Genomic DNA, 12,126 nt, shown 5'->3' on the forward strand with positions numbered 1-12,126 from the left:
GCGAGTCTTTGACGAACCTGTCTTTCGTCGATTTGTCTGATGAGCAAGAGTGATTTTTCTAGTTTGCCTGAGGGTTATTTCCGGATAGGTGGCAGAGTCTGCTGGCGCAAGAGGGGACTTTTACAAGATAATATGACTTGTAATTGACGTCATAGCTTTGACGTGTCTTTGGCTCCCCCTTAAATAAAGTGCAGCGGAATGCATTTGCCTCCGCTGAGAGCCGACTGTGAGCGCCGTCGGCTTGACTGAACCTTGATTTCGAACCGAAGAAACACCTTTCCAGGAGGCTTGGATGCACAACGACGGGAATGTAGTGCCTTTGCACAAGGCGGCTACAGATCAGGCGACCGCTTCGCCGCTTGCCCGCCTGCCGGTGATTCTGCTTCAGGTTCGAGACAAGGCCGCCCAGCAGCTGCGTCACGGTTTACAGGAACTGTTCGATAACGCCGACGACACGCTGTTCGAAATGGCCGATCGGGCGCAGAACAATGTCGAGCAGAACACCCTGTTTGAGGCCATGCGCGATCTGCGCTTGAAGCGCAAAAGCATCGAACGCGGTTTTCTGGAAAAGTTTTTCGAAGCCTTCGCTGGCCTGGTGCAGTACGACCCGGCCCTGGTCATTCCCCATTCGGTGGCTTACGACCCTTCTCTTGACCCTTCCCGGGATGATCTGGAAAAGACCGTGGCCGTGGATGCCATGGTGGCCAAGGTTCTCAACCGGGACGGCTTCGCCCTCGGGCAACTGACGGCGCGCCTGGGCGTGCTGCTGGGCCGGCGCTTGGCGGATGCGGAAAACCCTCTGGCTCCGGCGCTGCTCTGTGAGTACTTCCTCCAGGCCGGACGCAGCCTGGGGGTGGAGATCAAGGTCAAGTTGATCATCCTCAAGCTGTTCGAGCGGTACGTGCTCAGCGATGCCGAACTGCTCTATGGCGAAGCCAACCAACTGTTGATCGCCACTGGAATCCTGCCGGAGCTGATGCCGGCCCCGGCGCGCCGGGCCTCGGATCGAGCCCAGGCTGAAGCCCAGACCGCCACTGCCGATGGCGGTGCGCACAAACCGGGTCAGAGCCCGCTCGACGAGAGCGTGCAGGAAGTCTTCGCGGCCTTGCAGACACTGCTTTTGCATGTGCGTGGCAGCGTTGCCCCGACCCTTGAGGCCAGCGCCGAAACCCAACCGATTTCGACCCGTGACCTCATGCGCCTGCTGTCCCATCTGCAGCAATACGTGCCGGCCCCCAGTGCCCAGGAAGATTTCGACCTGCGCAATCAGCTGGAACAACTGCTCACCCGGGTCAGCGTCAAGAGCGGCAAGTCCCGGGTCGTGGATGTTGCCGACGAGGATGTGATCAACCTGATTGCCATGCTCTTCGAGTGCATCCTCGACGACCGTAACCTGCCGGAGTCCCTCAAGGCGCTGATCGGCCGCCTGCAGATTCCCATGCTCAAGGTGGCGGTGCTGGACAAGAGTTTCTTCAGTCGCGGCAACCACCCGGCACGGCGCCTGCTCAATGAAATCGCTGCCGCAGCGATGGGCTGGGGCGGCTGCGATGACCATCAGCGCGACAGCCTGTATCTACGAATCGAACAAGTGGTGCAACGCCTGCTGAGCGAATTCACCGACGACCCGGCGATCTTTTCCGAGCTGCTGGCCGATTTTCTCGCCTTTACCGCCGACGAACGACGTCGTGCCGAGTTGCTGGAGCAGCGCACCCGAGACGCCGAGGAGGGGCGGGCCAAGGCGGAGCTGGCGAGACGGCGGGTGGAACAGGCACTCAATGAAGCGCTGCTGGGCAAGGTGCTGCCGCACACAGTGGTGGATTTTGTTCGCGATGCCTGGAGCCAGGTGCTGTTGCTCAGTTGCCTGAAGCACGGTGATGACTCTGCCGAATGGCGCACTGCTGAGGGCGTCATGCGCGAGCTGATCTGGAGTGTGCAACGCCACGAGCAGCCGGACACCGCAATGCGCCTGCTGGCCCTGGTGCCGGGACTGCTCAAGGGCCTGCGAGACGGTTTGAGCAGCGCAGCTTTCGATCCTTTTGCCACTAGCGAATTCTTCAGTCAGCTGGAGCTTCTGCACCTGCAGGCATTCGAGCGTGAAGCCCAGGCACCGCAACAGCGAGTGGTGCCCCTGGGGGCCGAGCCTAGCGATCTGATCGTGGTGGCCCAGGAGATCGTCCTGCCCAGCGCCGAAGAAGGCCCCCTGGAGGCTGCTCCGCTGGCTCTGCCGGCCAATGACCCCGGTGTGTTGCAAGTGGAGCAACTGCGCTTGGGGGCCTGGGTTGAGTTTCAGGAGGACGAGGACAATACCTTGCGTTGCAAACTGGCGGCGATTGTTCCCCATCCCGTGGCCAAGTACGTATTCGTCAACCGCACCGGAATGAAAGTCCTGGAGCGCACGCGCATGGGCCTGGCCCTGGAGTTTCATCGCGGCGCGGTGCGGGCGCTGGACGATACCTTGCTGTTCGATCGGGCCCTGGAATCGGTGATCGGCAATCTGCAGCGACTCAATCACGGCAAGTGATCGCAACCCGAGGGGGTAACGCGGCATACTGGGCCACTCAAGGCTTTAGTTGAAGGAATCGGTATGCGGCTGGACCCTGCCACGGGTTGGTGTCACGGCGTACGGCACTGCCCGTCAGTCAATTTCAATGAACGCCCGGCAGGCGAGATCTCCCTGTTGGTGATTCATAACATCAGTCTGCCGCCGGGGCAGTTCGGCACCGGCAAGGTGCAGGAATTCTTCCAGAATCGCCTTGATGTCACAGAGCATCCCTATTTTGCCGGGATCGCCGACTTGCGCGTGTCTGCGCATTTTCTGATCGAACGTGACGGCGCGGTCACTCAGTTTGTCTCTTGTCTGGATCGGGCCTGGCATGCCGGAGTGTCGAGCTTCGAGGGGCGGGACACGTGCAACGATTTTTCCCTGGGCATCGAACTGGAGGGCACTGACGAATTGCCTTTCACCGACGCCCAGTACCGTTCCCTGAGTGCCCTGACCAAACAATTACAGGCGGCTTTCTGCGCCATCACGCCACAACGGATTTGTGGTCATAGCGACATCGCTCCCGGGCGCAAGACCGACCCGGGCCAGGCTTTTGACTGGGCACGTTATCGTGCCGCCTTGGAGAAGGGAGAAGGACAATGAGTTTTCTGGTGTTGCTGCTGGCGGTGTGGATCGAGAAATTCTCGGCCTTGCGCCAGCGGGTGCAGCGCGACGGTTGGTGGCTGAAGGAGTTGGCGCGGTTGGAGGCCAGCCCGCGTCTGGCGGGGCATCCATGGTGCCTGTTGCTGGTGCTGGTGTTGCTGCCGGTGGCTTTGCTCGGTCTCTTGCTGCTGGTGCTGGAGCCGGTCACCTATGGACTGTTGGCCCTGCCGGTGCATCTGCTGGTGGTGATCTACGCTCTGGGTCGGGGCGATCTGCTCGGTGGCCTCGGGCCGTTTCGCGACGCCTGGCGCCGTGAAGACCTGCAAGCGGCGGTGCATGTGGCCAAGCGTGACCTGAACATTGACGCCGACAATGGCGAGCAACTGCTGGAACGGGTCCAGGGCTATCTGCTGTGGCAGGCCTTCCAGAGCTTCTTCGTGGTGATCTTCTGGTACTTCCTGCTGGGCCCGGTGGCGGCCTTGAGCTATCGCCTGCTGGCGCTGGCTGCCGAGCACGGCAAGAATCCCGCTCTGGTGGAGCGTGCGGCGCAGTTGCGCCATGCCTTCGACTGGTTGCCGGTGCGCCTGCTGGCGGCGAGCTTCGCCCTGGTGGGCAACTTCGTGGCCGTGAGCCGGGTGATGCTCCACGAGTTGCTCAACTGGCACATCAGCGCCGCGCAACTGGTAGAGAAGGTCGGCCTGGTGGCCGCCGAGATTCCTCCCCCTTTGGCCGGGCCCGAAGGCATCAATAGCCTGGACCGCATCTGGGAGCTGCAGCTGCGGGCGGCCGTGCTCTGGTACGCCGGTTTTGCTCTGTGGACCGTTCTCGCCTGAATCTGTGCCCCTGGCGCAGCGAGCCAGTCTGGCTCGCTGCGCCAGCCCGGGCCACGGGCTCGATCCACCGCCCATGCGCGGTTAACTTTAAGTTACAAAACCTCCCCCGAAATTGAGCTATACAGACGGAGCGCCGAATAGTGGCTTTCTGCTGCCTTCGCCTGCCGGCCCATAACAATAAAAGAAAAGGGAGACTTCCTTGTGAAGAGCTTGCTCTATCCCGCTGTCGCGCTGATGAACCGCCTGAGCTTCGGCATGAAGTTCAGCCTGATCAGCGTGCTGTTCTTTGTGCCCATGCTGGTGACCAACTTCTATCTAGTACGCGACTCCTACCGGGAGTTCCAGGGCACCCGGGTCGAACTGCAAAGTCTCGACCTGCTGGGCAGCAGCCTGGCCCTGCGCCGGGACCTGGAGACCCTCAACAACCTGGTGCAGATCAACGCCAGCCTTGGTCAGTCCGGCAAGGCAGGGGATCTGGAGGGCAAGATAGTCGCCCTGGAAAAGTCCGTGCTCGAGCGCATGCAGGCTCTTGAGGCCGTCACCGTCGATCCCCAGCAGGTCGAGGTGTTCAATGCCAAGCGCGACGAGCTGGTGGCGGCCTTCAAGGCCCAGCAGGTGGAAAGCTCGCTGCTGAACAAGAGCGGGCTGATCGGCAAGCTGCTGGGCAGCGCGCAACTGTTCAGCCAGATCATCGCCAGCCAGTCGGGCCTGAGCCGCGATGCTCAGGGCGATATCCGCCAGCTCAGCGAGCTGATCACCAGCGTCACCCCGCAAGTCACCCAGACCCTGGGAGAAGGTCGGGCCATGGGCGCCTATTCCCTGGGCCAGGGTTTTCTCAACTCTTCATCCAGCACCCGCTTCGACGAGCTGCTGGTGCAGATCGAAAAGCTTCAGGCCGAGTACGGACTCAAGCTGCAGGATGCCCTGGGCTCCAGCCGCGCCGCCCACGACGCTTTGGACAGCCTGGCCAGTGCCAGCAAAGGCAGCCTCAAGCAGGCCAGCGAACTGTTCGAAGAACAGGTGGTGATGGCCGATACCCTGGACGCGCCCTGGCAGGGGTTCTACGACCAGGTCAGCAGCCTGATGGCGCAGACCTATCAACTCAACGAAGGCACCTTGAAGTTCCTTGATGTCGAGCTGCAAAAACGCCTGGAGCAGAACCGCAGCCACATGGTGCTGCTGGTAGCGGCCCTGGCCCTGGTGTTTCTCTCCATCGTTTATCTGTACGGCGGCTTCTATGCCTCCACCCGCACCACCCTGCGCCAACTGGGAGCGATGATGGACAAGGTGGCGGCGGGGGACATGACCGTCACCTTCACCGCCCACAGCCGTGATGAGCTGGGCGAACTGGGCAGTGTGTTCAACGGCACGGTGCGCAAGATCCACGACCTGATCGAACGGGTCGGCCATACCGTCAGCGAAGTGGAGCGCCAGGCCGGACAGGTGGAAAGCGTCTCGGCCCAGAGCAACCAGGCCGTGGCCGGCCAGCGCAGCCAGATCGAACAAGTGGCCACGGCCATGAACCAGATGTCCGCCACCTCCCAGGAAGTGGCCCGCAGCGCGGCGGCTGCGGTCAGCAGTGCCCACAGCGTCAACGACGAAACCATCAGCGGCCGTGGGCTGGTGGAGTCCCAGCAAGACAGCATTGCTCGCCTGGCCAGCGAGATCGATCAGTCGGTGCGGGTGATCAACCAGTTGGCCAGCGACAGCCAGTCCATCAGTCGGGTGCTGGAAGTGATCAAGAGCATTGCCGAACAGACCAACCTGCTGGCCCTGAATGCCGCCATCGAGGCCGCCCGCGCCGGCGAGCAAGGCAGGGGCTTTGCCGTGGTGGCCGATGAAGTGCGGACCCTGGCCAAGCGCACTCAGCAATCCACCGAAGAAATCGAGGAAATGATCGGCAAGCTCCACGGCGGCGTCGGCGCGGCGGTCAAGGCCATGGGCAGCAGTCACGCCATGGCCAATGGCACGGTCGACCAGTCGGAAAAGGTTCAGCAGGCCCTGGAAAACATCCTGGGTGCTGTAGGCATGATCGTCGACCAGAACCAGCAGATCGCCGCTGCCGTGGAGCAGCAAACGGCAGTGGCCCACGACATTGACCAGAACATTGTCGAGATCAATCGTGCCGGTGAACGCACTGCCGAACGCGCGCACCAGACCGAGGATGCCAGCCGCCAGCTGTCGGCCCAGGTGGTGCAGTTGAAACAGCTGATTGGGGCTTTCCGCGTCTGACCTGGGAGGAGGCGATCGTTACGGCGTGCCTGAGGGCCAGCCGAACAGCTCGCAGGCATTACCGGTGCTGGCCCTGGCCAGTTGCTCGGGAGCGATGCCGATGATGTCTGCCAGGGCGCTGCAGATCGCCGGTAGATGCTGCGGGCTGTTGCGCTGGCCGGGAAACATGGCGGGCGCCATGTCCGGCGAATCGGTCTCCAGCACCACAGAGTCCAGGGGCAGGTCGGCCAGGACCTTGCGCAGGCGCAATGCCTGAGGCCAGGTAGCGGCGCCGCCCAGGCCCAGCTTGAATCCCAGCTTGATGTATTCCCGGGCTTCCTCGCGGCTGCCGGCAAAGGCGTGGATGATGCCGCCGCGCTTGAGCTTGAAGCGCTTCAAGGTGGCGATCACCGCCGCGTGACTGCGCCGCACGTGCAGCAGGGCGGGCAAATGAAAGTCCGCCGCCAGCTGCAACTGGGCCTCGAACAGCGATTGCTGGCGCTCGCGGTCCAATTGCGCAAGAAAGTAATCCAGGCCGATCTCGCCCACCGCGCACAGCTGGGGATGCCCTGCCAATCGCATCAGCCAGTCCCCCAGTTGCTGGAGGTCGGCGGGTTGATGAGCGTCCAGATAGACCGGGTGCAGGCCAAAGGCCGCGTACAACCTGGCATCGCTCTGCACCAGGTCCCAGACGCGCTGCCAATTGGTCTGATAGACCCCCAGCAGCACCATTCGCGAGACGCCCCGGGCGCGGCTGTCGGCCAGCAGCGCCTCACGGTCATCGTCGAAATCCGGAAAGTCCAGATGGGTGTGGGTGTCGATCAGTTCCACGGATCAAGCCTGCCGGATGCGCTGTTTGAAGGTCCGGGCGATGGCCTGGACGCCGGGCTGGTATTGCCCTTCTTCGATGGCGGCCAGGGCCAGTTGCAGGGCTTTCTCGGCGATCAGCTGGTGCTGCTGGGCCATGGCGTTGACCGGCAGCGGCAAGAAGTCCAGCAACTGGGTATCACCGAAGGTGCCCAGGCGCAGCGGCCGGGATTTGAGCGGGAAGTCGTGCAAAGCGTCGAACACACCCTGCAGCAGCACATAGGAGGTGGTCACCAGGGCATCCGGCAGGTGCCCCAGGCGCTGTAGCAACTCTTCCATCAACTGCCGGCCGCAATCACGACTGAAGGCTTCGCCGTGCTCGATCAGCACCTCACCGCCGAAGCCTTGCAAGGCCTGGCGGAACCCGGCGGCGCGCTCCTGGCTGATGCTCAGTTCCGGGCGCGCGCCGATCAGCACGATCTGCTTGGGCTCGGGCTCAAGCAGGCTCTGGGTCAGCTGCAGGCTGGCGTGCAGGTCGTCGCTGATCACCGAGCAGAACAGCTCGGACGGCATCACCCGGTCGATGGCGATGATCGGCAAGCCCTGGGCCTGCAATTGCTCATAGCTGTCGTCTTCCGGCGGCAGGCAGCTGGCGACGAACAGCGCATCGCAACGCCGCGCGCGAAACAGTTGGAGCAATTGCCGCTCGCTGTCCGGCGCATCGTCGGAGCTGGCGATCAGCAACTGATAACCCCGGGCCCGAGCACCTTGCTCCAGCAGCTTGGCGATGCGCGCGTAGCTGGGGTTTTCCAGGTCCGGAAGAATGAACCCCAAGGTCCGGGTGTGGCGGCTGCGCAAGCCGGCGGCCTGGGGATTGGGGGTGAAGCCGTGTTCCTCCACCACCGCGCGCACCCGTTCCACGGTGGCGTTGCTGATGCGTTGTTGTTCGGCCTTGCCGTTGATGACGTAACTGGCGGTGGTGACGGACACACCGGCCAGGCGAGCGATATCACTGAGTTTCAACCCGGGATTTCCTTGTTTTTGGTGCTTGCCCCGACATTTTCGCCAATCCTACCTGATCTGGGCAGGCGACCAACGTCGGAACCGGCCATCGAGCAGAAGGACTTCAAGGCGCCGAGATTATCGAGTAACTTAGCAAACTTGCTAGATTAAACGTTTCAGCAGGCGTATTTTCTAGGCTAGATCATAAACGGAAAACTGCCCCTGCCCGGTAACAAGTCCCGTTTGTGGCCCTAAACACGCCTACGCTGCTTACTTAAAACAATACCTAGCGCCGCCCCCTGCCGCGCTAAATAGGAGAAGCCATGCTCGAGCTCACTGTAGAGCAGATATCCATGGGCCAAACGGCTGTGGATAAGTCCGCGGCGCTGCATTTGCTGGCCGACAAACTGGTGGCTGACGGCCTGGTGGCCGAAGGTTATCTGGCCGGCCTCAAGGCCCGCGAAGCCCAGGGCTCGACCTTTCTCGGTCAAGGCATCGCCATCCCCCACGGCACCCCGGAAACCCGCGATCAGGTGTTTGCCACCGGCGTGCGCCTGCTGCAGTTTCCCGACGGCGTGGACTGGGGCGACGGGCAGATCGTCTACCTGGCCATCGGCATCGCGGCCAAATCCGACGAGCATTTGCGCCTGCTGCAACTGCTGACCCGGGCCCTGGGGGAAACCGACCTGGGCCAGGCCCTGCGTCGTGCCAGTTCCCCGGAGGCCCTGCTCAAGCTGTTGCAGGGCGCGCCCCAGGAACTGGCGCTGGACGCGCAGATGATCGGCCTCGGGGTTGCGGCGGAAGACTTCGAAGAGCTGGTCTGGCGCGGCGCGCGCCTGCTGCGCCAGGCCGAATGCGTGAGCAACGGCTTTGCCGCGGTGCTGCAACAGGTGGATGCACTGCCCCTGGGCGACGGCCTGTGGTGGTTGCACAGCGAGCAGACTGTGCTGCGCCCGGGGCTGGCGTTCGTCACCCCGGACAAACCCATTCGTTACCTGGGCCAGCCCCTGAGCGGCCTGTTCTGCCTGGCCAGCCTGGGAGAAGCTCATCAAGCCTTGCTGGAGCGTTTGTGCGCGCTGTTGATCGAAGGCCGGGGCCAGGAACTGGGCCGCGCCACCAGCCGTCGCGCGGTGCTGGAAGTGCTCGGCGGTGAGTTGCCGGCGGACTGGCCCAGCGCCCGCATCGCCCTGGCCAATGCCCACGGCCTGCATGCGCGCCCGGCCAAGGAATTGGCGCAGTTGGCGAAGAATTTCGAGGGCGAGATCCGCATCCGTATCGCCGATAGCGCAGCTTCGGCGGTCTCGGTGAAAAGCCTGAGCAAGCTGCTGAGCCTCGGTGCTCGACGCGGCCAGGTGCTGGAGCTGATTGCTGAACCGAGCATTGCCGCTGATGCCTTGCCGGCCCTGCTGGCGGCCATCGAAGCCGGCCTCGGGGAAACCGTTGAGCCCCTGCCGGCGGCCAGCGCTCCCCGGGAAGAACCGCAGGAAGTCGTGGTGCCGCTCAGCGCCCCGGCCTCCGGCAGCCTGATCCAGGCCATCGCCGCCGCTCCCGGCATCGCCATCGGCCCGGCCCATATCCAGGTTCAGCAAGCCATCGACTACCCGCTGCGGGGTGAGTCCACCGCCATCGAGCGCCAGCGCCTGCAGCAGGCCCTGGCCGACGTGCGCCAGGACATCGATGGGCTGGTCCAGCGCAGCAAGTCCAAGGCCATTCGCGAGATCTTCATCACCCACCAGGAAATGCTCGACGACCCCGAGCTGACCGACGAGGTGGACACCCGCCTCAAGCAGGGCGAAAGCGCGGAAGCGGCTTGGATGACCGTGATCGAAACCGCCGCCAAACAGCAGGAAGCCCTGCAGGACGCCTTGCTCGCCGAGCGTGCCGCCGACTTGCGGGACATTGGCCGTCGGGTGCTGGCGCAACTGTGCGGCATCGAAACCCCGGCCGAGCCGGACCAGCCCTACATCCTGGTGATGGACGAAGTCGGACCCTCGGACGTCGCGCGCCTCGATCCGGCCCGTGTCGCCGGCATTCTCACCGCCCGCGGCGGCGCCACCGCCCACAGCGCCATCGTTGCCCGGGCCCTGGGCATTCCGGCCCTGGTGGGCGCGGGCGCCAGCGTGCTGCTGATCAAGTCCGGCACGCCCTTGCTGCTGGACGGCCAGCGCGGTCGCCTGCATGTCGACGCTGATAGCCACACCCTGCAGCGGGCCGCCGAGGAACGTGACACCCGCGAGCAACGCCTCAAGGCCGCCGCCGAGCAACGCCATCAACAGGCCCATACCACGGACGGTCATGCCGTCGAGGTGTTCGCCAATATCGGTGAAAGCGCCGGTGTCGCCGCCGCTGTGGAAAACGGCGCCGAAGGCATCGGCCTGCTGCGCACCGAACTGATCTTCATGGCCCATCCCCAGGCCCCGGACGAAGCCACCCAGGAAGCCGAATACCGCCGCGTACTCGACGGCCTTGCCGGGCGTCCGCTGGTGGTGCGCACCCTGGATGTGGGCGGTGACAAACCGCTGCCTTACTGGCCGATCGCCAAGGAAGAAAACCCCTTCCTCGGCGTGCGCGGCATCCGCCTGACTCTGCAGCGGCCGCTCATCATGGAAGCGCAATTGCGCGCCCTGCTGCGCTCGGCGGACAACCGCCCGCTGCGGATCATGTTCCCCATGGTCGGCAGCGTCGAAGAATGGCGCCAGGCCCGGGACATGACCGAGCGCCTGCGCCAGGAAATTCCCGTGGCCGACCTGCAACTGGGGATCATGATCGAAGTGCCGTCCGCCGCCCTGCTGGCGCCGGTGCTGGCCAAGGAAGTGGACTTCTTCAGCGTCGGCACCAACGACCTGACCCAATACACCCTGGCCATCGACCGTGGCCACCCGACGCTCTCTGCCCAGGCCGATGGCCTGCACCCGGCGGTGCTGCAACTGATCGACATCACCGTGCGTGCCGCCCATGCCCACGGCAAATGGGTCGGGGTCTGCGGCGAACTGGCGGCCGATCCGCTGGCGGTGCCGGTGCTGGTGGGCCTGGGGGTGGATGAACTGAGCGTCTCCGGGCGCAGCATCGCCGAGGTCAAGGCGCGGATTCGCGAACTCAGCCTGACCCAGGCGCAAACCCTTGCTCAACAGGCTTTGGCCGTCGGCAGCGCCCACGAAGTGCGTGCCCTAGTGGAGGCCATGTAATGGCAAAGATTCTCACCCTGACCCTCAATCCGGCGCTGGACCTCACCGTCCAGATGGCGCACCTGGAGGCGGGGCAGGTCAACCGCAGCGATGCCATGCACACCCATGCCGCAGGCAAGGGCCTGAACGTGGCCCAGGTGCTGGCCGACCTCGGTCATCAACTGACCGTCAGTGGCTTTCTCGGGGAAAACAATCCACAGGCGTTTGACGCGTTGTTCGCCCAGCGCGGGTTTGTCGATGCCTTTATCCGCGTGCCCGGCGACACCCGCAGCAACATCAAGCTGGCCGAAAGCGACGGGCGCATTACCGATATCAACGGCCTTGGGCCCGAGGTCAGCGAGGCGGCGCAACAGGCCTTGCTTGAGCGTCTGGAACAGATCGCTCCCGGGCATGACGCGGTGGTGGTGGCCGGCAGCTTGCCGCGAGGCGTCAGCCCCGAATGGTTCCAGGCGCTGTTGCTGCGCCTGAAAAGCCTGGGCCTGAAGGTCGCCCTCGACACCAGCGGCGCCGCCTTGCGCGCCGGCCTGACGACGGGCCCCTGGTTGATCAAGCCCAACACTGAAGAACTGGCAGATGCCCTGGGCAGCCCGGTGCTTGGCGTGGCGGTGCAGGCCGAGGCGGCGCGTCTTCTGCAGGCCCAGGGCGTCGAGCACGTGGTGATTTCTCACGGCGCCGAAGGGGTGAACTGGTTTAGCGCCGGACTGTCCTTGCAGGCCCAGCCGCCCAAGGTCAGCGTGGTCAGCACCGTGGGCGCTGGCGACTCGCTGCTGGCGGGCATGCTCCACGGCCTGCTCGGCGTCCAGCCGTTCGAACAGACCCTGCGCACCGCCACGGCGATTGCCGCCATGGCCGTGACCCAGATCGGTTTCGGCATCAGCGACAGGGCCCAACTGGCCCGGCTGGAGCAGGGGGTGCGCGTGCATCCCCTCCTAGAACAATAAGA

8 protein-coding genes and 1 pseudogene are annotated in these 12,126 nt (G+C 64.0%); 7 read left to right on the forward strand and 2 right to left on the reverse strand.

What is annotated here, in order from left to right; genetic code table 11:
* Positions 1–292: 292 nt before the first annotated feature.
* The 5 genes and pseudogenes from WIN67_RS04195 to WIN67_RS31055 all read left to right on the forward strand — a co-directional run bounded on the left by WIN67_RS04195 (position 293) and on the right by WIN67_RS31055 (position 6,210).
* Positions 293–2,521, forward strand: coding sequence for a DUF1631 domain-containing protein (locus WIN67_RS04195; protein WP_110595990.1), 2,229 nt, complete (start codon positions 293–295; stop codon positions 2,519–2,521).
* 63 nt (positions 2,522–2,584) lie between these two features.
* Positions 2,585–3,145, forward strand: a complete 561-nt coding sequence (gene ampD, locus WIN67_RS04200; protein ID WP_102861093.1) for a 1,6-anhydro-N-acetylmuramyl-L-alanine amidase AmpD — start codon at positions 2,585–2,587, stop codon at positions 3,143–3,145.
* Positions 3,142–3,978, forward strand: a complete 837-nt coding sequence (ampE, locus tag WIN67_RS04205; RefSeq protein ID WP_102878335.1) for a regulatory signaling modulator protein AmpE — start codon at positions 3,142–3,144, stop codon at positions 3,976–3,978. The genes ampD and ampE overlap by 4 nt, the downstream gene beginning before the upstream one ends.
* 1,170 nt (positions 3,979–5,148) lie before the next feature.
* Positions 5,149–5,352, forward strand: a pseudogene (locus WIN67_RS31050) (HAMP domain-containing protein); the annotation flags it as partial.
* A 153-nt stretch (positions 5,353–5,505) separates the two neighbouring features.
* The gene (locus WIN67_RS31055; protein ID WP_422394719.1) at positions 5,506–6,210 is read left to right on the forward strand and encodes a methyl-accepting chemotaxis protein; all 705 of its coding nucleotides are present in this window, start codon (positions 5,506–5,508) and stop codon (positions 6,208–6,210) included.
* An 18-nt stretch (positions 6,211–6,228) separates the two neighbouring features.
* Here WIN67_RS31055 and WIN67_RS04215 read toward each other — a convergent pair whose 3' ends face one another.
* Positions 6,229–7,020 (reverse strand): TatD family hydrolase, encoded by a 792-nt coding sequence (locus tag WIN67_RS04215; protein ID WP_339070676.1) that lies wholly within the window; start codon positions 7,018–7,020, stop codon positions 6,229–6,231.
* 3 nt (positions 7,021–7,023) lie between these two features.
* Entirely contained in the window at positions 7,024–8,019 is a 996-nt protein-coding gene (gene cra, locus WIN67_RS04220) for a catabolite repressor/activator (protein ID WP_102861097.1), read from the reverse strand.
* Positions 8,020–8,321: 302 nt separating this feature from the next.
* Between cra and ptsP the strand changes: the two genes are divergently transcribed.
* On the forward strand, positions 8,322–11,183 hold the full coding sequence (ptsP, locus tag WIN67_RS04225) for a phosphoenolpyruvate--protein phosphotransferase (RefSeq protein ID WP_253083646.1): 2,862 nt from the start codon (positions 8,322–8,324) through the stop codon (positions 11,181–11,183).
* A complete protein-coding gene (gene pfkB / locus WIN67_RS04230) occupies positions 11,183–12,124 on the forward strand; it encodes a 1-phosphofructokinase (protein WP_267269368.1) in 942 nt (313 codons plus the stop codon). The genes ptsP and pfkB overlap by 1 nt, the downstream gene beginning before the upstream one ends.
* Positions 12,125–12,126 lie beyond the last annotated feature (2 nt).

The organism is Pseudomonas idahonensis (assembly GCF_037903935.1).
In the GTDB taxonomy this organism is placed as follows: Bacteria; Pseudomonadota; Gammaproteobacteria; order Pseudomonadales; family Pseudomonadaceae; genus Aquipseudomonas; species Aquipseudomonas danubii.